The 21,576-nt window shown below is 42.9% G+C and carries 23 protein-coding genes and 1 pseudogene; 12 read left to right on the forward strand and 12 right to left on the reverse strand.

Annotated features, from left to right (window positions below):
* Positions 1-4 precede the first annotated feature (4 nt).
* From FSC11_RS01560 to rplS, 6 genes are all read left to right on the forward strand, one after another.
* Positions 5-535, forward strand: a complete 531-nt coding sequence (locus tag FSC11_RS01560; protein WP_163164762.1) for a type IV pilin protein — start codon at positions 5-7, stop codon at positions 533-535.
* The gene (locus FSC11_RS01565; protein ID WP_163164764.1) at positions 529-984 is read left to right on the forward strand and encodes a type IV pilin protein; all 456 of its coding nucleotides are present in this window, start codon (positions 529-531) and stop codon (positions 982-984) included. The genes FSC11_RS01560 and FSC11_RS01565 overlap by 7 nt, the downstream gene beginning before the upstream one ends.
* A gap of 153 nt (positions 985-1,137) precedes the next feature.
* On the forward strand, positions 1,138-1,395 hold the full coding sequence (gene rpsP, locus FSC11_RS01570) for a 30S ribosomal protein S16 (protein ID WP_004281198.1): 258 nt from the start codon (positions 1,138-1,140) through the stop codon (positions 1,393-1,395).
* Between the two features lie 26 nt (positions 1,396-1,421).
* On the forward strand, positions 1,422-1,970 hold the full coding sequence (gene rimM, locus FSC11_RS01575) for a ribosome maturation factor RimM (RefSeq protein ID WP_004787070.1): 549 nt from the start codon (positions 1,422-1,424) through the stop codon (positions 1,968-1,970).
* 41 nt (positions 1,971-2,011) lie between these two features.
* A complete protein-coding gene (trmD, locus tag FSC11_RS01580; protein ID WP_163164766.1) occupies positions 2,012-2,761 on the forward strand; it encodes a tRNA (guanosine(37)-N1)-methyltransferase TrmD in 750 nt (249 codons plus the stop codon).
* 174 nt (positions 2,762-2,935) lie between these two features.
* The gene (gene rplS, locus FSC11_RS01585; protein ID WP_004787066.1) at positions 2,936-3,307 is read left to right on the forward strand and encodes a 50S ribosomal protein L19; all 372 of its coding nucleotides are present in this window, start codon (positions 2,936-2,938) and stop codon (positions 3,305-3,307) included.
* Between the two features lie 66 nt (positions 3,308-3,373).
* Here the strand turns inward: rplS and FSC11_RS16095 are convergent.
* The 4 genes and pseudogenes from FSC11_RS16095 to FSC11_RS01610 form a co-directional block, all read right to left on the reverse strand.
* Positions 3,374-4,327: pseudogene (locus FSC11_RS16095) on the reverse strand (esterase/lipase family protein).
* Between the two features lie 102 nt (positions 4,328-4,429).
* Positions 4,430-5,398, reverse strand: coding sequence for an esterase/lipase family protein (locus tag FSC11_RS01600; protein WP_005223425.1), 969 nt, complete (start codon positions 5,396-5,398; stop codon positions 4,430-4,432).
* A gap of 267 nt (positions 5,399-5,665) precedes the next feature.
* The gene (locus FSC11_RS01605) at positions 5,666-6,676 is read right to left on the reverse strand and encodes a lipase family alpha/beta hydrolase (RefSeq protein ID WP_163164768.1); all 1,011 of its coding nucleotides are present in this window, start codon (positions 6,674-6,676) and stop codon (positions 5,666-5,668) included.
* Positions 6,677-7,072: 396 nt separating this feature from the next.
* Positions 7,073-8,104, reverse strand: a complete 1,032-nt coding sequence (locus FSC11_RS01610; protein WP_163164770.1) for a lipase secretion chaperone — start codon at positions 8,102-8,104, stop codon at positions 7,073-7,075.
* Positions 8,105-8,260: 156 nt separating this feature from the next.
* On the opposite strand from FSC11_RS01610, the gene truB reads away from it, so the two are divergent.
* From truB to FSC11_RS01625, 3 genes are all read left to right on the forward strand, one after another.
* The gene (gene truB / locus FSC11_RS01615) at positions 8,261-9,166 is read left to right on the forward strand and encodes a tRNA pseudouridine(55) synthase TruB (protein WP_163164772.1); all 906 of its coding nucleotides are present in this window, start codon (positions 8,261-8,263) and stop codon (positions 9,164-9,166) included.
* 22 nt (positions 9,167-9,188) lie between these two features.
* Positions 9,189-9,956: a sulfite exporter TauE/SafE family protein gene (locus FSC11_RS01620; protein WP_163164774.1), complete on the forward strand. Its 768-nt coding sequence runs from the start codon at positions 9,189-9,191 to the stop codon at positions 9,954-9,956.
* A 126-nt stretch (positions 9,957-10,082) separates the two neighbouring features.
* Entirely contained in the window at positions 10,083-10,550 is a 468-nt protein-coding gene (locus FSC11_RS01625; protein WP_076754444.1) for a hemerythrin domain-containing protein, read from the forward strand.
* Between the two features lie 54 nt (positions 10,551-10,604).
* On the opposite strand, the gene FSC11_RS01630 is transcribed toward FSC11_RS01625, so the two are convergent.
* From FSC11_RS01630 to serA, 4 genes are all read right to left on the reverse strand, one after another.
* A complete protein-coding gene (locus FSC11_RS01630; protein ID WP_163164776.1) occupies positions 10,605-11,018 on the reverse strand; it encodes a hypothetical protein in 414 nt (137 codons plus the stop codon).
* Positions 11,019-11,038: 20 nt separating this feature from the next.
* Positions 11,039-11,917: an EamA family transporter gene (locus FSC11_RS01635; protein WP_163164778.1), complete on the reverse strand. Its 879-nt coding sequence runs from the start codon at positions 11,915-11,917 to the stop codon at positions 11,039-11,041.
* A gap of 245 nt (positions 11,918-12,162) precedes the next feature.
* Entirely contained in the window at positions 12,163-13,038 is an 876-nt protein-coding gene (locus FSC11_RS01640; RefSeq protein ID WP_163164780.1) for an EamA family transporter, read from the reverse strand.
* 123 nt (positions 13,039-13,161) lie between these two features.
* A complete protein-coding gene (gene serA / locus FSC11_RS01645) occupies positions 13,162-14,394 on the reverse strand; it encodes a phosphoglycerate dehydrogenase (protein ID WP_004809918.1) in 1,233 nt (410 codons plus the stop codon).
* A gap of 354 nt (positions 14,395-14,748) precedes the next feature.
* On the opposite strand from serA, the gene FSC11_RS01650 reads away from it, so the two are divergent.
* From FSC11_RS01650 to craA, 3 genes are all read left to right on the forward strand, one after another.
* The gene (locus tag FSC11_RS01650) at positions 14,749-16,158 is read left to right on the forward strand and encodes an FAD-binding oxidoreductase (protein WP_163164782.1); all 1,410 of its coding nucleotides are present in this window, start codon (positions 14,749-14,751) and stop codon (positions 16,156-16,158) included.
* A 142-nt stretch (positions 16,159-16,300) separates the two neighbouring features.
* Positions 16,301-16,678 (forward strand): hypothetical protein, encoded by a 378-nt coding sequence (locus tag FSC11_RS01655; protein WP_163164784.1) that lies wholly within the window; start codon positions 16,301-16,303, stop codon positions 16,676-16,678.
* A gap of 250 nt (positions 16,679-16,928) precedes the next feature.
* Complete coding sequence (gene craA / locus FSC11_RS01660; RefSeq protein WP_163164787.1) at positions 16,929-18,158, forward strand: chloramphenicol efflux MFS transporter CraA; 1,230 nt, start codon at positions 16,929-16,931, stop codon at positions 18,156-18,158.
* A 209-nt stretch (positions 18,159-18,367) separates the two neighbouring features.
* Here the strand turns inward: craA and FSC11_RS01665 are convergent, their stop codons facing one another.
* The 4 genes from FSC11_RS01665 to FSC11_RS01680 form a co-directional block, all read right to left on the reverse strand.
* Positions 18,368-18,664 carry a DUF3817 domain-containing protein gene (locus FSC11_RS01665; RefSeq protein WP_163164789.1) on the reverse strand — a complete coding sequence of 99 codons (297 nt, stop codon included), beginning with the start codon at positions 18,662-18,664 and terminating at the stop codon, positions 18,368-18,370.
* Between the two features lie 213 nt (positions 18,665-18,877).
* Positions 18,878-19,441 (reverse strand): superoxide dismutase family protein, encoded by a 564-nt coding sequence (gene sodC, locus FSC11_RS01670; protein WP_004809907.1) that lies wholly within the window; start codon positions 19,439-19,441, stop codon positions 18,878-18,880.
* Positions 19,442-19,569: 128 nt separating this feature from the next.
* Positions 19,570-20,709: an AI-2E family transporter gene (locus FSC11_RS01675; protein WP_163164791.1), complete on the reverse strand. Its 1,140-nt coding sequence runs from the start codon at positions 20,707-20,709 to the stop codon at positions 19,570-19,572.
* A gap of 116 nt (positions 20,710-20,825) precedes the next feature.
* Positions 20,826-21,470, reverse strand: coding sequence for a ParA family protein (locus FSC11_RS01680; RefSeq protein WP_163164793.1), 645 nt, complete (start codon positions 21,468-21,470; stop codon positions 20,826-20,828).
* Between the last annotated feature and the right edge of the window lie 106 nt (positions 21,471-21,576).

The raw sequence follows: 21,576 nt of genomic DNA on the forward strand, positions 1-21,576 counted from the left end.
CTATATGTTAAATAAAAAACTTGGCTTTACTTTAATCGAATTGATGATTGTCGTTATGATGGTAGCAATTATTGCTGCCATCGCTTTGCCTTCTTATCAAAATCAGGTTCGCAAAGCCGCCGAATCTCATGTTACTCAAGAAATATTGAAAATATCAGAATTACTGGAAAAGCATAAAGCTAAAAACTTTACTTACCGCTGCTTTGATTTGGCAGCTTATTATGGTGGTACAGCAAATAGATCAACTCTTACTTTACCAATAGGAGCTACAGGTAATGCTGTTCGTTATACAATTACTCTTGGACAGTCTGATAATACAAATACACCTTTGGTAACGGCAGCATGTAGTAATCCTCAGACTCAGGCCCTAGGAAGTGTGAATACGTGGAGTATCATTGTTACAAAGAATACTAATAACACTTTGGTAGGTGCCAAAAGTTATAACTATCTGATAAATAGCAGAGGATTGCGTTGTAAAAATAAGGCTAGCAATCTTACGACAACTGCTTGTGGTGAGGGAGCGGAGACATGGTAAGTCAAAAAGCATTTACACTGATTGAACTGATGATAGTCGTTGCAATTATTGGCATATTGGCTGCAATAGCATATCCATCATATCAAGAGTATGTCCGTAAGACAAAAAGAGCAGAAGTTAAAGCTGAGATGCTAGATATTGCTCGAAAATTAGCCAATTATAAAGCCACAAATTATAGATATAATAATGCAAATATCGCAAATTTAGGTATTCCAGCTACATTTCCACTATCACAACCTAACTATGATCTCACGATTACACCAACTAATAATGGACTGCTTACTGCGGATAGTTGGTTGCTAGTTGCCAGTCCAAGAGTCAATACTACTCAAGATGGTAGCGGGGTAATATGTCTAGATCATCTAGGAAGAAAGTTTTGGTCCAAAACAACAACAACTACAGCAGCTTGCCAAGCTGCTTTGTCTGCCACTTCGAGTTGGGAAGAGTAGGTCAGTAATAACCAAATTCAAAATTGTGGATAACCAACTTTTGATCTTTCATTCAGGGCAAACTTCGCGTAAAATATTGCCCTCTATGAAAGGGGTTTGAAGTGTTCCGGTGGTCGGTGCATGAATAATCCGTAAAAACTATAAGGTTCTATCATGGTTGTTATTCGTCTTGCACGCGGTGGTGCTAAAAAACGTCCGTTCTATCAAATCATTGTGACTGATAGCCGTAATGCACGTGACGGTCGTTTCATCGAACGTATCGGTTTCTTCAACCCTACAGCTCAAGGTAAAGCAGAAAAACTTCGTTTAGATGCTGACCGTTTTGCTCACTGGGTTTCTCAAGGTGCTCAACCTTCTGATCGTGTTGCTTCTCTAGCTGCTCAAGCTAAGAAAGCTGCAGTTGCTGCATAATTTTATATAAATTAGGTAGCTTGCCCATGACACCAACACAGAATGTTCCCGAAGATCGTATTCAGATTGGACAGTTACGTTCAGCATATGGATTAAATGGGTGGCTCTGGGTCTATTCCAATACAGAACCTATGAGCAATATATTTGACTATCTTCCTTGGTACATTGAAACCAAAGCAGGGTGGCAAATTGTCGATGTAAAACGTTGGAAACCACATGGCAAAGGCCTGGTTGTTTCGCTAAAAGGTGTGAGTGATCGCACTGCAGCAGACGGTCTGGTTGGTGCTAATGTCTGGATCTCTAAATCGCAACTGCCTCAACCAGGTGTGGACGAGTATTACTGGTCTGATTTGAAAGGTCTAACTGTGTTAGGTCTGGATGAAGAAGAACAGGAAGTCAATCTCGGTCAAATCCATGAAATGTTTGAAACAGGTGCCAATGACGTGATGGTAGTTCGCGCTACTGCTGACAGTGTCGATGGCGAAGAGCGAATGATTCCATGGCATAAAGATGTGGTACAGCGAGTTGATCTCGAAGCTGGTCGTATCTACGTGAATTGGGGCGTAGATTATTAATCCTTAAAGGGTTAACGCAGCAGGAAAATGAGGAGTCTGCGGTGTTCTTTGCAGTCATTACGCTTTTTCCTGAAATGTTTGAAGCGATTACACGTTTCGGTATTAGCGGGCGCGCAGCACAACGTGATTTGATGCAAATTCATTGTATCAATCCACGCGAATTTGCTGAAGGGAATTACAAACGGGTGGATGAACGTCCATTTGGTGGTGGTCCCGGTATGGTGATGATGGCTGAGCCATTAGCGAAAGCAATTCATTGTGCCAAAGAGCTTGCAAGGCAAGCGGGTGCAGTTCATGTTCCTGTGGTATATATGTCACCACAAGGGAAAACCTTAAATGAACCTGCGGTACAGGATTTCGTTAAATATGACGGACTGATCGTATTGTGCGGACGTTATGAAGGTGTCGATGAGCGTTTGATCCAAAAATATGTTGATCAGGAATGGTCGATTGGGGATTACGTTTTATCGGGCGGTGAACTCCCTGCGATGGTTTTATTGGACAGTATTATCCGGAGACTTCCGGGTGCGATGTCGGATGAACAATCCCATGTGCAAGACTCATTTGTGGATGGTCTTTTAGATTGCCCACAATATACCAAGCCAGACCATTTTGAGGGTATGGATGTGCCAGACATTTTAAAATCGGGACATCATGCCAATATTGAAAAATGGCGTTTTTTGCAGCGTTATCAGCGTACGCTTGAACGTCGACCTGAATTGGTCGAACAAGTCGAACTGACAAAGCAACAAAAAAAATGGCTAAAAGATTTGCAAGGAAATAGATCTTAATTTATTCTCCGAGCGCAAAAGGCAAGAAGCTTCGCTTTTTTGCCTCACTTAAATAGACTCTTTATGCATTGAAGCGGTCAAGCATAAAGGGAAAGTCAATCGGGTCTATGCGCTTTAGCCTCTAGCCCCAGTGGATATCAGACCTCTTCTGACCCACAATATTGGAGATACCCCATGAGCGGTAAGCATCCTTTAGTTCAAGCTGTTGAAAATGCTCAGCTTAAACAAGACATCCCAGCTTTTGCACCAGGTGACACAGTAGTTGTCCAAGTAAAAGTAAAAGAAGGCGACCGTGAACGTCTACAGGCGTTTGAAGGCGTTGTAATCGCTAAGAAAAACCGTGGTCTGAACTCTGCGTTCACAGTACGTAAAATTTCTAGCGGTGTTGGCGTTGAGCGTGTATTCCAAACTCACTCTCCAATCGTTGCTAAGATTGAAGTGAAACGTCGTGGTGATGTTCGTCGTGCTAAACTTTACTACTTACGTGAACTTTCTGGTAAAGCTGCACGTATTCGTGAAAAGTTGCCAGCTCGTAAACAAGGTTAATTTTAGCCTTGCTTCCAAGCAAAAAAATGCGCCTTTCGGCGCATTTTTTATGTCTGAATTTTAGGTTTATAAACCTTGCAGTTTTAAACGATTGGCATGTTGGCGGTAGACATTGACAGGATCCGGCGCAAAAGTCCCTTTGATGCCAAACATCAGGTTAATTTCATCTAAATGATTCCATGGATAATCATCACGGATAGTTTTACCAAATTTTGCCCTACACACCGATACGATGCCATCATTGGCACCTTCTTTATAGGCAGATAATCTATTTAAGACTTTCATGGCCACATCACTGATATCTAGAGCATTGGTTGCAGGCTGATTACCGGTGCTTGAATACAGCGCTATCCCTTGATCTTGATATTTTCCTTCACCACATTTCTTTAAGAATAGTCCCGTATTAAAAAGTTAGTTAAATTCGACTGTTCCTTCAATAGAGGTATTATGACCAGCTGCCAATGCATTTTGTGGGAACGCTTTCCCATCTAGCCCTTGTGCCCACATTAGTTTTCCGAAGGTATTAATCAGTACATTCAGTAGTTCAGCAGTGCCTGGGCTATTTGCTAGTTTCATAACATCAAATGCGACAATTGTGCCTTGGTTGGCATCGCCTACCGTTAGTACAGATGCAATTCGCTTAGGCATCACACCCGCAGCATAACGTACCGCATGTGCACCATGGCTATGCCCAATTAAATTGATAAATTGAGTTTTTTCGCATGTGTAGTGGCTAGGACTTCCTGAAGTTGAGCCACACATTGCTCGCTACCTAACTCGCTTGAGTTAAATGGGGGACATGCGTGTTGCAAAAGCGGTGGAACCATTTCGTGCTAAATCAGGCAGGATTTGATACCAATAATCCATTGCTAAATTTTCTGTTGCTAAGCGATTAAAGCCGAGGAGTGCATGTGCAAACACAATCGGATATTGGGTTTTTGCATAGCTTGATATGATAAATTTTGTTCCTGCTTGTTGGAGATGAGAGATATTGGCTTGAACATTCAAGGTTGATGTCATGGCTAATAGCATCAATGCAATATTAAGTTTCATAAAGTTCCATTTTAAGAAGATATGAAAAAGCCCTACTCATGTTGACTAGGGCTGATCATACAAATTGCTTTATAAGCCTTGTAGTTTTAACCGGTTGGCATGTTGACGGTAAACATCCACCGGATCTGGAGCAAACAGGTTTTTCAAGCCAAGCACCATATTCACTTCATCCAGATGGTTCCAGTTGTAATTATCACGAATGGTTTTACCGAACTTGGCGCTACAGCGTGATACCAGCCCATCATTTTCTTTACCGCCATCAATGAGCAGGGCAGTGACTTTAAGTGCTGAATCAGGATCAAGCAAGTTCGTGACTTGGCCAACACCTGTGAAGGAATAGTTGTAAATGCCTTTCTGTTGATAGGCACCTTCACCGCAAGCTGTAGTTGGCATACCAATTGGATATTTCTGATTAAATTTCGCAGATCCTGCCAAGGTTAGACTGCTACCACCTGCCAGAGAGTCATGTGGGAAACTGTTTGGATCCAGACCTTGTGCCCAAGTAATGGCTTTAGATACCAGATTGATACCTCCCACTAAAGGACCTTGTACAGGTGTTCCTTCTGCTTGCAGGATCAGGTCTGCAACAGGGGAACCTTTATGTGGTGCGCCGACTGAAGTCAGAGAAGCAACCAGAGCTGGTGCTACACCTGCGACATAGCGAATGGTTGGACCGCCGTGAGAATGACCAATCAAGTTGACTTTTTCTGCACCGGTAATCGCCAGAATTTCTTCAACTTGATGTTGAAGTTGTTCACCGCGGATTTCGGAGGAATTGAATGGTGAAACACGGGTTGCCCAGACATTGGCGCCGTTACGCGCCAGATCTGGCAGAATCTGGTACCAGTAATCTAAGCCAAACTGATCGGTACCAATCCGAATAAAGCCCGCCATACCATGTGCAAAAACAATTGGATATTTGGTTTTCGCATAGCTGGAACTGGCTTTTGCAGTGACCTGGCTGGCTTGGGTGGATGCCTGAGTACTGAGACATGTACCCACCAGCAGTAGACCAGTGATTAACACTCCACATTTCATCATATTTTCCTCACTTTGTTGTTTTAACCGGATGATCCTCATCCCGTTGTGCAAAGTTCCCTTATCGCAGGAACTCAGTTTTCTATGCTGTTACGGTTATAAAGGTACTACTTGATTAAAAAATAAGGGTCAGCCAATCGGGAAACCCACAGCAAAAACTTAAGTGATCTATTATTTTTCCATTACAGCTTTTAGATCACGGATAAACCAAATAAAAAAAGAATCAGAAAAAAAGCCTATATTTCACTGGAAATATAGGCACTCGCGTTATAAGCCCTGTAATTTGAGTCGGTTGGCGTGCTGGCGATAGAGCGCAACCGGATCTGGTGCAAACATTCCTTTCAGACCAAACATCATATTGGCCAGATCAGTATGGTTAAGTTTGTACTGGTCATGGATGACTTTACCCATGAATGCGCTACAACGTGACACCATGCCATCATTGTCTTTATTGCCATACGATAAAGGGCCTAACTGCATCAGGATCGTATCAATATCCAGAGCATTGGTGGCTTGGGCTACGCCTGTCCAGGAATAGTAATGAATGCCTTTACTGTCTTTCTGTTTTAAATTTTTATTACAGTTTTCGGTGGAAGCCAATACACCATCTTTCACCATTTGCTGTGCCACGGTGGCATTAAAGGTATTAGATCCGGTCTGGGTCAGAGATTTCATGGAGGCATCAAAATCAATTTCCAGTTCCGGCTTCAACTGACCGAGTGCAATCAAAGGTCCAACAATATAATCACCTAGAATATTGAAGGCAGTACGGCTCAGGCTATTGTTCTGGATATCATCTGCGACTTTGGAACCGTGGTAGGTGCCTGCCACGCCGGTAATCGAAGCGATATACTGCGGTTGGGTCGCTGCAACATAGAGTACCGTCGGCCCACCATGGGAATGACCAATCAAGTTCAGTTTTTTCTTGCCGGTAATGGCCAGAACATCTTCAACCTGATGAATCAGTTGTTCACCGCGATGCATCGTGGTATTTGCCGGAGACAATTGTGCAGCAAATACGTTCGAGCCATTACGAGCCATATCAGGCAGAATCTGATACCAGTAATCCAGTCCGATGCTATCGGTACCAATGCGTGACCAGCCTAGCCATCCATGTACCATCAAGATCGGATATTTGGTTTTGGCATAATCGGACTTGGTCTTTTCGATAACTTGTGTGGCACTTGCCGCTGCCTGGGTTTGTGCAGCAAAGCTTAAGCCCAAAGCCGCTGCTAAAGTCACAGTCAGTAACTGTGCTGTCTTGTTGAAAGTACGCATAACCGTCCCTTTTTAATTTTATCATTATTCAAGCAATCATTGCTTTTCTAGAGTGATGTAGCCCACACCATCAGACGTTTTAAAATAAAATACAGTCTTAGCCTTGAGTGACTGAGCCATTTTTCTTTGAAAGTAGCGGTATTTTTTCATTTTAGCTGTCTGAAACCATGTCATTTGGGGACATGTTTGACGGAAGGAAGTTTAATTTTAAGTGTATTTTTTATATACACATGTATTTAAATAAAAAGTCTTTGAAATATTTATAATTTGCTTAAGTAAATTTATGTAAAAGAAAATATTTTGAAACAATCATAGAAGTAGCTCCTTGAAGGTCAAGTACAAAATTGTCCAAATGGCATTGATAAAAAAGCCATCAACAGGTGATGGCTTTCAGGCTTAATCTGCGAAGGGTAGCTTACCTCCCTGATCATGTACCTGTTCAAAAGTTTCTACACGTAGACGTTCTTCCGGTTTTTTGAAATGCTGCGCACGTAGCTCTTGAACTGCTTTTTGCTTGGCACTGTCATTCAGGCCGCTTTGCATGATGCTATCACGCTCATTTAAATAGCTGGTCACACTGGACTTCCAGCTCGTGCGTTTACTATCCAGATTTTCCAGACGTTGTGTGGCTTCAGGGCCCACCAGGTTTAAACGCATCTGGCGGATTTCTGCAGACGAGCCACCACGCGCTTTAATATCTGCGGTCAGTTTGCGTAGATCTTCCAGCTTATTGAGCTGCTCCAGATTTTCCTGCCAATCTTCTGGAAGCTGCTGAAATAGTTCTTTCAGTTTCTGTGCTTTTTCAGCTTCACTTAAGTTCTTATCTGCCAGAACTGCCATACGGTCCAGTGTATATTCATGATAAGTATCTTCAGTGCCAAACAGCCCTTCAATTTCATAATTAGAGAAAAATCGTTTACGCAGATTCTGGGTGCTGGTATAGATACTGCGGTAATAGGCAGGATCTTCCTGATTCAGACCGGCAGGTGGGGTTATTTCACCAAGACTTTGACGATACTGCATATAACGATCCCACAGATCCAGAATCTGGGACAGGGCAGGCTCTTTGTGGTTTTGAGAAATATAGGTCTTAAAGTCCTGCTGAATCTGTTCAATGGTTTTTTCACCGTACTGGGTAATGAAATATTCAAAACAGTTGCGGGTCTGTTCATTCACGATCAGGCGATTACTGCTATCCAGCTGCATCTGACAGTTGATTTCGGTATCCTGCTGGCTGGCGCTGGCAAAAAAAGTATTGTTCTGGACACTGACATTCAGGGCGTTTGCTTCCCTATCTAGTATGGCTGGCTGAGCGCTACCTGGTTCATTCGAAGTCTGCTTTTCATCCTGAGGGGAAAGCCACAGTAACAGCGTGACCAGACACAGGATCACTAAAGCAACAATGATCCATATTTTATATTTCTGCATGTCCTATGCACCTTTATTTTGTTTTTCTTCAATTATTATCAAGAAATGAATCGGCTCAATATGCCATAAATACAGATTGAATAGCATAGAAAAGTTGTAAAACATTGACCAGGGTTTTACCATTGCGCCAACTTAAAAATTGTCTGATTTTTTGCCATGAAATCTTCATCTCCTAAAATTCAGCGTCGTCATATCAGCGGTGTGTTCCTGTTAAATAAGCCTCTAGGCATCAGCTCAAATGCTGCACTGCAAAAAGTACGCTGGCTATATCGTGCGCAAAAAGCCGGACACACAGGTGCGCTGGATCCACTGGCATCTGGTTTACTGCCAGTCTGTCTGGGAGAGGCGACCAAGTTTTCGCATTATCTGCTGGATTCAACCAAGCGTTATCAAACGACTATTTTTCTAGGTCATAGCACGACTACCGGTGATGTCGAAGGGGAAATCCTGCTTGAACAAGATGTTCCTGAACTGAATGAACAGCTAATCAAGGATACGATTGCCCAATTTGTTGGTGAAATCCAGCAAGTACCACCGATGTATTCAGCACTGAAAAAAGAAGGTCGTCCACTGTATGAGCTGGCGCGTAAAGGTATTGAAATTGAGCGTGAAGCGCGTCCAATTACCATTTATGCCATCGAACTTTTATCTTTTACTGAAAATAGCATCACGCTGGACGTGACCTGTTCTAAAGGCACATATATCCGTGTACTGGGTGAAGATATTGCCAAGGCATTGGGTACTTATGGTCATCTGACTTATTTGCATCGTACGCAAACGGGTCATTTTGACATCATTCCAAGTTATACCATTGAATATCTGGAAAGCCTGAGCGAAGAAGAGCGTGAAGCTTTATTGCTACCGGCTTATGCGCCCGTGCAGCATTTTCCGCAGGTTCAAGCCCCAGAAGGCCGTGCTGAATATTTTAGCCGTGGTATGGAAAGTAATATTGACCATCCGGTAGAGCCACAAGTGCTGGTATTTGACGGTGAGAAATGTCTAGGTCTGGCAGAAATTACTGATCGTAAGCGTCTGGTGCCGAAGCGTGTGTTAAATCTCTAGTAAATATTAAGAGAAAGTTGATATGGACATCGAGATCATCATCAGCCTGATTAGCTTTGCCTTTATGGCAGGGGCAATTGATGCCGCCGTCGGTGGTGGTGGTCTGATCCAGATTCCAGCGATTATGAGCAGCCTACCGTATCTGCAGCCAGCGACCGTGTTCGGCACCAATAAGCTGGCTTCCATTTTCGGCACCGCCTCCGCGGCACTTTCCTATTTGCGACAGGTAAAATTGCCGTGGGCTTTGCTCGGCGTAGTTGCCTTGTGTAGCTATATCAGTTCTTTTGCTGGCGCGGCCAGTGTCACGCTAATTCCGGTCGACATTCTCAAGCCTTTTGTGCTGGTCATGCTGATCGTGATCGCGGTCTATACTTTCATGAAAAAACAGTTCGGCCGGGTACATGTCGAGCAAAAATTGACACGGAAAATGCTGATGTTCGCTGCCATTGGTAGCTTGATGATCGGGTTTTATGACGGAATTTTTGGTCCGGGCACGGGCAGTTTCTTTATCTTTTTCTTTATCCGTTATCTGAGCGTGGATTTTTTACATGCGTCAGCACTTTCGAAAATTGCCAATTTCACTACGAATCTGGCTGCACTGAGTTTTTTTATTCCAACAGGTCATGTGCTGTTTATGGTCGGTGCTATGATGGCGGTGGCGAATATTGCAGGCTCGATTGTTGGGGTGAAACTGGCCTTTAAATATGGCAGCGGTTTTATCCGGATTCTGTTTCTCATACTGGTCAGTTTGCTGATCTGCCGGATGGCTTATCAGATGTTTTTGATTTAAAAATAGATGTAAACCATTCTCGATATTAAAGTTTTTTATACAATTTCTACTTATAAAACCTCCTGAATCCATGCCATTTCCTCTTTATGATGCAAAAAGGCATGACAAAAACAGGAGAAAAATTACATGACCACCATTTTTGAAGCACTCAGGGAAAGTCATGAAATTCAGCGTGATCTCGCTGAAAAATTATTACAAACTTCCGGGGATACGGCAGAACGCCGTGAGTTGTTCAAGCAGCTTAAAAACGAACTCTTTGCCCATGAAACCGCAGAAGACCGCTATTTCTATATTCCATTGATGATGACTGATTCGGGATTGAATATTACCCGTCATGCCTTGGCAGAACATCATGAAATGGATGAGATGATTGAAGAGCTGACTGCAACCGAATTTAGTAATCCGGGCTGGATTGCGATTGCCAAAAGACTTTCAGAAAAGGTTCATCATCACTTAAAAGAAGAAGAACATGGCTTCTTTCAGCAGGCAGGTAAAATTCTTGGAGAAGAGCAAAAGACCACTTTAGCTGTACAGTACAAGAATGAATACCAGCGTTATAAAGACATGAAAAAAGACATGCTGGTACAAAGTTAAGTTTTAAATTCAAAACTTAGAATATAAAAAAGATGGCTGAACAGCCATCTTTTTTTATTTATTTTCTAATTGGAATTCGATTTCAAAATTAGTATTGTCCCAATGAATTAACTTACCAATCCAATTGGTCTTCGCATTAAATCTTTTTGGATACTGGCTAGCATCATGCCCACTTAATATGTATTTAAAATCAGAAAAATTATTAAGCATTACAATAATGGGGCGAATAGGTAATTTAGAGGAATATGCTAAATCTAAATTTACTTTAAATTCATTACGTCCATGTCCAGACCATCGATCTATACGATCTTTATAAATCTGTTTTCTTTCGATGGGATGTTTTGTTAGTAGGGGTGCATGGCCCCATAAGCTTACTATAAGTTCATTTTTCGAGTTTATAGCAGATACAGACCAGTTAGAATTCTTAAGTTCTGCATCAAATTTTTTAAATTCAGCGACAATTCCCATAATATTATCCTTTTATATTTCTAACTGAGTTTTTCTTTTCTAGCCTGACGTGCAGCACGCAATGTGACCCCGACAGAAGCCAGCATAATACAGGCCAAAGCAATCCATTGTAATACGCCGATACGTTCACCAAGCAGGATAAAACCGGTTAAGGCTGCCAGCGCAGGAGAAAGGCTGGACAGTGTGCCATAGCTCATCTTGTTCAGCTGTTTAAGTGCTTTCAGATCCAGCGCATAGGGAATCGCTGTTGCCAGAATTGCAATAGTAATGGCTTTGCCCCACTGCTGGGTATCGAGAATTGCTGCCGCATTGTGATATAGTCCGAATGGAAGTAAACATAGCGCAGAAATACTGATGGCAATGGTCAGGGCATGCATACCCATATTCTGCTGTACCACACGCTGACCAAAGAAAATATAGAAGGCCCAGCATAGACCAGCACCTAATGCACAGGCAGCACCCAGCAGGTCAAACTGATGATTGGCAGCTTGTCCCCATGGCACCATCAATGCGATTCCTAAAATGGCCAGAATTACCCAGATATAATCACTGCGATTTTTAATCGATAACAGTGCCAGCCCTAGCGGTCCTACAAATTCCAGGCCGACTGCAATCCCTTGAGGCAGTCTGCCCAGTGACATATAAAACAGGATATTCATCAGGCCAAGTGCTGCACTGTAGCAGAGTAAATCTTTCCATTTGAGATAGGGGAGTCGCGAGATAATTTTCCAGGAACGGAACATCACACAGACAATAATGGCGGCAAAACATAGACGCAAAATGGTTACTGTCAGCGGGTCCAGTACAGTAAATAATTGCTTCGCGAAGGATGCACTGATCTGGTATGAAGTCATGGATAAAACCATGTACAACACAGCAAGGAGTTGGGCGTTTGGCATGGGAGTTTGATATGCCAGGCAGGCACAGAATTCAGGTCAGGGAGAAAGGCAGATTATAGCAAACTGGTTAATTTTTGATGAGTAGGCGGAAAGAATATTTTGTGAACAGTTGCCTTAAATTTAAAGCAAATGAATTTAAATTTTTAAGCTCCATAAATGACCAGAAAATTTTAAATTCAAAGTGTAAAAATCACTGCGCAAAACTTTGAATTTAAAAATTCCTACAGTAGAAAATGATCAATGATTTAAATATTTTTATTTTTGCGCTTTTGCATGGTCACTGTACAGCCAATTGAAGCGCTAATGATTGTGCCTAATGCCAGCCATTGGGTCCATAATAAAGTTTCACCCAAAAAGATAAAACCGGAAAATGCTGCAATTGCAGGTTCCAGACTCATCAAGGTTCCAAAACTCAAAGCGGTTAAATTTCTAAGTGCAATCATTTCCAGGGTAAAGGGCAATGCACTGGCCAATATTGCCAGAGCTAAAAAGTACATCAGGCTGATTGGTTCAAAAGTATGAGCTGGCATTCCTGCAAAGAGTGCAATTGGCATCAGTACCAGCATACCGACAAACATGCCTAAGCACACGGTATGGTTGCCGGAAACCCCGGAAGGCTTTTGTCCCGCGACGATATACAGTGCCCAGCAGGCACCTGCACTCAAGGCAAATAGAATACCAATCGGATCAAGCGGCTGTGCGGCCTGATCAAAGGGAAACAGCAGCACCAGTCCCAGAATTGCCAGTCCGACCCAGATAAAATCAAACTTTTGCCGAGCATGAAATAGCGCCACACTGAGTGGTCCAATAAATTCAAAAGAAACCGCAATACCAAGTGGCAGGCGATCAATCGCCAGATAGAACAGCATATTCATGCCAGCCAGAGCTAAGCCATAACTGATAATCGCTGACCATTTCACCTGACGGAAATTGATTTGCCAGATCTTAAAAATCAACGCCAACACGGCTACACCTAAAAGCAGGCGCATTACGGAAACCGTCAGAATCGGGAACTGGCCAAACAGATATTTGGCAAAAGAACCACTGCTTTGCATACTGATCATGGCGATCAGTAGAATTAACGGCGCTTGCACCATCGGTGCAATTTTAAAATCTGGCATGACTAAATTTGGCTTCGAAGTAATCGAATACTGTGCACAGGAGCGGACTGTACTCAGGGAAAATAAATCCCTAAAAAATAAAAAAACCGCAGACCGAAGCCTGCGGTTTTTTCAGTAGTTGAATTAGAACAATACGCGTACGCGGATCGTGCCTTCAACTTCGTGTAGCGTATCAAGTGCTTCTTTAGATGCAGTCGCATCTACATCCATCACGAGGTAACCTACATCACCTTTGGTCATTAAAGACTGACCAGAGATGTTGATGCCGTGTTCAGCAAACAGATTGTTAATCTTAGACAGAACACCCGGGATGTTTTTGTGGATGTGAAGCAGACGGTGTTTGCCTTCAGTCAATGGAAGCGCAATTTCTGGGAAGTTCACCGCAGAAAGTGTCATACCTTTGTCAGAATAAGCCACGAATTTTTCAGCAACTTCCAGACCAATATTCGCCTGAGCTTCCATAGTAGAACCGCCCACGTGTGGAGTCAGAATCACGTTTGGAATGTTACGCAGTGGAGAAACGAATTCTTCACCGTTCGCTTTCGGCTCTTTCGGGAATACGTCAACCGCGGCACCTGCAAGGTGACCTGATTTCAGTGCATCCGCCAGGTCTTCGATCACAACACAGGTACCACGTGCCGCGTTAATGAAGATAGAACCTTCTTTCATTTGCGCGAACTGGTCTTTGGTCATGAAATTACGTGTAGACGGAACATCTGGCACGTGTAGAGATACCACGTCAGCATTTGCCAAAAGTTCACCTAATGAACCGACCTGACGTGCATTACCTAAAGGTAATTTAGTCACTGTATCGAAGTAGATGACTTTCATACCCATGCTTTCAGCAAGCACAGAAAGTTGTGAGCCGATTGAACCGTAACCTACGATACCTAAAGTCTTACCACGCGTTTCGAATGAACCTACAGCAGATTTGTTCCAGCCGCCTGCATGTGTATCTGTTGATTTTTCAGGTACACGGCGAAGAAGAAGAATTGCTTCAGCAAGTACAAGTTCAGCAACCGAACGAGTATTTGAATATGGTGCGTTGAATACCGGAATACCACGACGCATTGCTGCATCCAGATTTACCTGGTTGGTACCGATACAGAAACATCCTACCGCGATCAGTTTGTTCGCAGCTTCAAACACTTCTTCAGTGAGCTGAGTACGGGAACGGATACCAATAAAGTGCGCATCTTTGATCGCTTCTTTCAGTGCTTCACCCTCAAGCGCTGTTTTGCGATAGTCGATGTTGGTATATCCAGCTGCATTCAATGTGTCGATTGCGTTCTGGTGAACGCCTTCTAGCAATAGAAAACGGATTTTATCTTTAGGTAGAGATAGATGTTGGCTCATTACGGCTCCGCTACAAAGGCCAAATTTAGTCGCGGTATAATAGCATAGGAAAGTACCTGATTTACATTTCCTTCGTGACGTGAATATCAGGTATTTTTGCAAGTGATATTGGTGAAAATGATGATTCTGGTTGAATTAAACTATCATTTTCAAAGGTATATTAGCTAAATTGTCATTTTTTCAGGGAATCGGTTAAAAATAGCTTATAATATTGCGCCATGCTTTTAAAGCAGCCCGTTTTGATGCTTTAATGGTCATGTATCGTCTGAATTTCATACAGGCCTTGATGCCTGAAAAATATGCAAATGAACAGACGACCTCTCTCTTGTTTACTTCATGCTAGGTCTGCAAACGATGAATGCTCCAGTCGCTTTAACCCCTGAGTTATTGACCCAATTGACTGCAATTGTGGGTGAAAACCGTATTAAAATCGATACGGACAGCCTCCAGAATTGGGGTCGCGATCATACTAAGCACTTTGATCCAAACCCGTCAGTCATCGTTTTCCCATCAACCACTGAGCAGGTTCAAGACATCGTAAAATTGGCGAACCAATTTAATGTTGCAGTGACACCGTCAGGTGGTCGTACTGGTCTTTCTGCAGGTGCAGTGGCTGCCAATGGCGAGATCGTAGTCAGCATGGACAAGATGAACCAGATTCTGGAATTCTTCCCGGCAGACCGTATGGTACGCGTGCAGGCAGGTGTCGTGACTGAACAGTTGCAAAACTATGCGGAAGAACAGGGGATGTACTACCCGGTAGATTTTGCGTCTGCGGGTTCATCGCAAATTGGCGGTAACATCGGGACCAATGCTGGCGGTATTAAAGTAATTAAATACGGCATGACCCGTAACTGGGTACTTGGTCTGACTGTCGTGACAGGTAAAGGGGATATCCTGCGCTTGAACAAAGGCATGATCAAGAACGCGACCGGTTATGCGCTACAACACTTATTCATCGGTGGTGAGGGTACGCTGGGTCTGGTGACAGAAGCGGAAATTAAATTAGAACGTCAACCACAAGATTTACAAGTGATGGTACTGGGTGTACCTGACTTTGATGCGATCATGCCGTTATTGCATGCCTTCCAGGCGAAAATTGACCTGACTGCATTTGAGTTCTTTGGTGAACTGGCAATGCAAAAAGTTTTGGCCAATGGTCATGTACAGCGCCCCTTTGAAACCGAATGTCCATTCTACGTATTGCTTGAGTTTGAAGCGCCATTTGAGCCGATTATGGACAAGGCGATGGAAATCTTCGAACACTGTATGGAGCAGGGTTGGGTACTGGATGGTGTAATGAGCCAGAGCCTGGATCAGGTAGAAAGTTTATGGCGTTTACGTGAAGACATCTCTGAGTCAATCGCACCGTTTATTCCATACAAAAATGACATTTCAGTTCTGATCACTCACGTCCCAGCATTTATTAAAGAAATTGATACGATTGTTTCTGAGAACTATCCTGACTTTGAGATCTGCTGGTTCGGTCATATCGGTGACGGTAACTTACACCTAAACATCTTAAAACCTGCTGATTTGTCTAAAGATGAATTCTTTGCCAAATGTCAGGTCGTAAACAAGTACGTATTTGATACCGTGAAAAAATATGACGGTTCAATTTCTGCGGAACATGGTGTAGGTATGACCAAAAAGCCATATCTTGAATATTCACGTTCAGCTGAAGAAATCGAATATATGAAAGCCCTGAAAAAGGTGTTCGATCCGAAAGGCATCATGAACCCGGGTAAATTATTCGATCTTTAATCTGGTCAAATTTACAAAAGCGCATCGAAAGGTGCGCTTTTTTTATTGTTGTGTAATCGCATTTACATTGTCTCAATAGTCGGCAAAAAGAAAGCCCGGCATCATAGTTTTTGATAATAAAGACAACAATGGAAACAAGACCATGCTACGAATAATTTTATTGGCAACTTTGACTTTGGGTGTGGCTGTAACAGGTGGTTGTGCAACGACGCAGGATACAATTTTTAAATTACAGTCACCAGATACCCCACTAGAGCAGGTTTTAAAATTGCGCCCTGAACTGCGTGAGAACATTGCAACAGTGGAACTACGTCAATTCTTTAATAATGTAGAGTCACCTACTGCAGGTCAGGTGAAAGTGACAGAAACCGGACTGAAAGATGATTCGGTAAAAGCCATTCAAACCATTTATCACTTTAAACTGGATGGTCGTCAGTGGGAGCTGGTCAATACCCAGAAAGCTTATCAATGCTTGCGGGGAAATGATAAGAAAAAATTCCAGCAAGAGCCGTGTCCATAATATTGTTTGCTCTTTAAACAGGTTTTAGTTAAAAGCGTATTTTAAGGATGCGCTTTTTTCTTTTTTTAAAGAATGGCTTAATTTATTTTAAATTTATAAATACGCAAATTATAGAAGTTATTAAATAGTTATATTTAGATAGACTTAACCCAAAAAGCTTTAAACAATAAACTCTGCTACACTTCGCTCAATTTTTTAAATTCAGCTCTTTTAAAAATTCTAAAAAGAGTAAATGAGCCTTAACTCCTCCATGCAAAATATTCAAACGACAAAACTCACCCGTGCCACCATTATGTTCCCGTTGGCGCTGGTACTGTTTGAGTTCTCCGTCTATATCGGCAATGACCTGGTACAACCCGCCATGCTCGCCATTACCAAAGAATTTGGTGTGAGCAGTACCTGGGCGCCGTCGTCCATGTCTTTTTATTTATTGGGTGGGGCATTTATTGCGGCTGTGCTTGGACCCTTATCTGATCGACTCGGTCGTAAAACTGTATTACTCGGTGGTGTCGCTTTCTTTGTTATAACTTGTCTGGCAATTCTGTTTGCTCCAAATATTGAAAGCTTTATTGCACTGCGCTTTTTACAAGGCTTCGGCCTGTCTGTGATCGGTGCAGTAGGTTATGCCGCAATTCAGGAAACCTTTGAAGAACGTGATGCCATTAAAGTCATGGCACTCATGGCAAATGTGTCTTTGCTCGCACCATTGTTGGGGCCTGTGCTCGGTGCCTTTATGATTGAGCATGTATCCTGGCATTGGGGCTTTATCGGCATAGCCTTCTTGGCTTTTTTGAGCTGGTTTGGTCTTAAAGCGAAAATGCCTGACCCTCAAATCAGTCGGGTTAAACAGCCGCTGAGTTATATCTGGGATGACTTCAAAGAAGTACTAAAGAATAAGCGCTTTGTAACACTAACCATGTCATTGCCTACCATCTGCATGCCGTTAATGCTGTGGATTGCACTGTCTCCAGTCATGCTGGTGGAACATTTGGGTCTAACCAGTATGCAGTACGGTTTGGCCCAGATTCCAGTCTTGGGCGGCCTGATTGCAGGTAATCTGGTCCTGCTGAAAATCATCGACAAAATGCCATTAGGTCACACCGTCATGCGTGCCGTCCCGCTGATGTTTATTGGAACATTGGTCATCGTCATGGGGCTGTTTATTCCAGACTATTTTGTACACTGCCTGATTCTTGGCATGACTCTAATCAGTTTCGGCGAAGGCTTGAGTTTTTCGGTTATTTACCGTTTTGCTTTGATGTCTTCTGAAGTGTCTAAGGGCACCGTAGCGGCTGCATTATCTGTACTGATGATGCTGAGCTTCTTCGCTGTGATTGAGCTGGTACGGGTGATTTATGAAGCTTATGCTATTTGGGGTTATAGTATTTCTTGTACTGTGCTGATTGCACTGTGGTTTGGCATTCCAAGAGCATGTTTAAGGACACTGATAGCAGAAAGAAAGGAAAGAGGGGAGTTTTAAGCCCCTCCTTTTTAAATTTTCATATAAATGAAAGTATTTACTTTATATCCCTTTGATAAAATGTATTGAATGTTCTCTCTCCCTCTGCGAGAGAGTTAGAGAGAGGGTAATATTAATAAAATAACCTCACCCTTGCGCTGCAGTGCTGCTCATCTCCTAAAAGGAGTGGGAATGTCCATTACCATTTGATAATGATTGCAATCCCCAAATTAAGCTTCAGCCGGCTGCTCCAGCTTTTTCAATTTCATATCAAAGATAAATGGCCCAAATGGCAGAATTGAAGCGATCAGGCCCATAATAAACATACTGAGTGCCCATTTCTGTTTTTCACATACCGTAAATAGTACTACCAGAAAAAGAATAAATAACACGCCATGCCCCATGCCGATATATTTCACCAAAACAGGATTGTCCATCATGTACTTCACTGGCATGGCAATAAATAACAACAGCAGGAAAGAAATACCTTCAATCAGGCCAACAAGGCGTAGGGTTTTGATGTTCATAAGCAAGTCAGAATATTTGGAAACTCTACGAGTGTAGCCGATATAAGTAGCAGAATAAATAGGCTTTATAATTATAAGTAATTGTATTTAAAATAAATAATTCAGAGTTGTGTAGTTGGTTTTAGCTGTGTTTTTATATTGGTAAAATAATCTGTATGATTTATAAGACATAAAAAAGCACCTCCGGGAAGGTGCTTTGCTGTAGTCAACGAATTAGATCACGCCACAGGCAATACGGTCACCGCCACCGCCAAGTGGTTTAGGTGAATCAGAGTAGTTATCACCACCGGCATGAACCATGATGGCACGGCCTTGAACATCAGCCAGCTTTAAGCGTGGTGCAACCACAGTCACTTTCGCAGTACCATCAGCAGCTACTTTCAGCGCTGGCAAGTCACCGAGGTGACCACTCATTGGCGTACCGTGATTCGGTGCCTGATTGGTATTCAGGTGACCGCCCGCAGCAATTGCAGCGCCGACTTTACCGTCTTTTTCAGCAGGGGCACATGAACCATTTTCATGGATATGGAAACCACGTTCACCCGCAGGTAAGTTGCTTAAATTAGTACGAATCACCAGACCCGCCGGACTATCAGCCAGGTAAACCATACCAATCGATTGACCCACACCTTGTGGAGATACAGCATTTACCGTAACCGCTTTCATATTGTCGATACTTGGTTGAGTCGAAGAGGTTGCACAACCAGTGAACAGGGCCGCACTGATGATACCCAGTGCAGATAACTTGAACATTGATGACTTAAACAATGCAGACATGATATGGCATCCCATACTTATTTTGATTTTGTGTCCTCATTGAAACAGAGAATTTATGACAATTCTATATGGATTAAGCACTTAAATGTTTTAGCTTTGTAATGCGATATAAGCGCTGCCAACACCACTTAAAGTGACGATGTTGGTGGATCTTTCTTTTCTTCTTCCAGATCATAGGCCAGCGTGGCTTTCGGCATCATCAGCGGTTCATTCTGGCCATTTTCATGCAGCCATTCACGCCAGATCGCCAGTAATACAGCTAGAATCACTGGACCGATAAATACCCCAATCAGACCGAAGCTGGCAATACCACCAAGTACACCAAACATGATCAGCAGGAATGGAATCTGGGTTGCGCCGGAAATGACCAATGGACGAATCACGTTATCGGCCGTGCTGACGATACAGACGCCCCATGCCATCACGCCAATCGCTTCGATGGTTTGACCTTGTGAAAATAGCCAGAGGGATACTGCACCATACGCCATAGGTGGGCCAAACGGAATCAGGGCAAAAATAAAAGTAATAATGGTCAGAACCATCGGGTTTGGCACACCTGCGACGAAGTAACTCACACCCGCAAGGAGGGCCTGTGCAATTGCAGTCAGTCCGACACCATAGACCACGGCACGCGTGGTATCAGAAATGGTATCCAGATAATGATGCACACGTGGGCCAATCACTTTTTCTAAGGCTTTGCTGACCTGTTTCAGAATGATTTCGCCATCACGGTAGAAAAAGAACAAAGACAGCATCGCAAAACCTAACTTAATCAGGTTTTTGCTGATTTCATTAAATACCACTTTACCGTAGTTCAGGTGCCCCTGAATCCAGATGGAAATATTCTGAACAATGCTGTTCGGGTCGTTATTGATATCACGTAAGGTACGGGAAATTTCCTTACCTACGAGGGGCAGATTACGAATAAAGTCTGGAACATTGAGATGACCAGAAAAGACCTGTTTCTGTAATTCGTAATACAGGCTACGACCTTCATGTTGCAGCAGGAAGATGGCAAATGTCAGTGGAATACCGACCACCAGCGTCACCATAATCATCATGATAATCGCACTCAGGTTCGGTCTTGAACCGACAGAGCGTTTGATAGATTGATACAGAGGCCAAGTCATATAGGCAATAATGGTTGCCCAAACTACAGGTACAATAAAGTATTTGAGTACATTAAAACTCAAATAAAGTAGGATAAAAAATAATCCAAACAATAAAACTTTTTGTAATGTAGGCGCGTATTGTTGCACTGAATTCAATGACTCATTCCTTAGGTCTGTCAGGCATATTAACTGAAAAAAAGCCGGGCGCAAATGTACACTGACAAAGTTATACGGATTCTTTTATCAAAAAAAAGATATCGTACGCTGCGAGTTTAGAACCATTGGGCTGGATCATCGATAATGGCATTTAATACAGGTTGCCATTGTGCCTGCATTTCCCGGTACATTTTTTGTGATTTATCGAAAATCGACAGACCTTCCATTGCCAGACGTCCATACGGTGCACGTTCAGAAATCCATGCCACTGGCTGCTGTTCAATCCGGTCAAAGAACTGCTGAATTTCCTGATTCGATGCTGCATTCGGCCTGTTACGATTTGCCAGAAGCAGGATCTGCACTTTACCTTTACGAATCCGCTTGATCTCCTGAAGATGTTTCAGAAAACGGCGGGTCGAATCGATATCAAAAAATGAAGGCTGTAAAGGAATGATAATGGCATGTGCTTCACTGACCAGTTGCTCGGCATGATCGCCATTCAGGGCGCCGGGTGCATCAATGATCAGGTATTCGATTTTCTTGGGTGTATCGCCAATAGATTTAGGACTACGCCAGTCCAGACTCTGAATCGGTGCAGCATTTTCAGGACGATGTTTTAGCCATTGCAGTGCAGACTTCTGGTTATCGGCATCAGCAAGCGCAACCTTGTAACCTTTTTGGGCCAGTGCTGATGCTAGGCTGATGGCAGTCATTGTCTTGCCACAACCACCTTTCTGATTTGCAACTAAAATTGTTTTCATGAGTCGGGGTGATTTATTTATGTACATTGCTAGCATATCATTCTTTTCTGATCGGCAGATGGCGGAAAACCTCGACTTCAGTCGAATCTACCCATAACTTCAGTGA

The organism is Acinetobacter schindleri (assembly GCF_010918895.1).
Lineage (GTDB): Bacteria > Pseudomonadota > Gammaproteobacteria > Pseudomonadales > Moraxellaceae > Acinetobacter > Acinetobacter schindleri.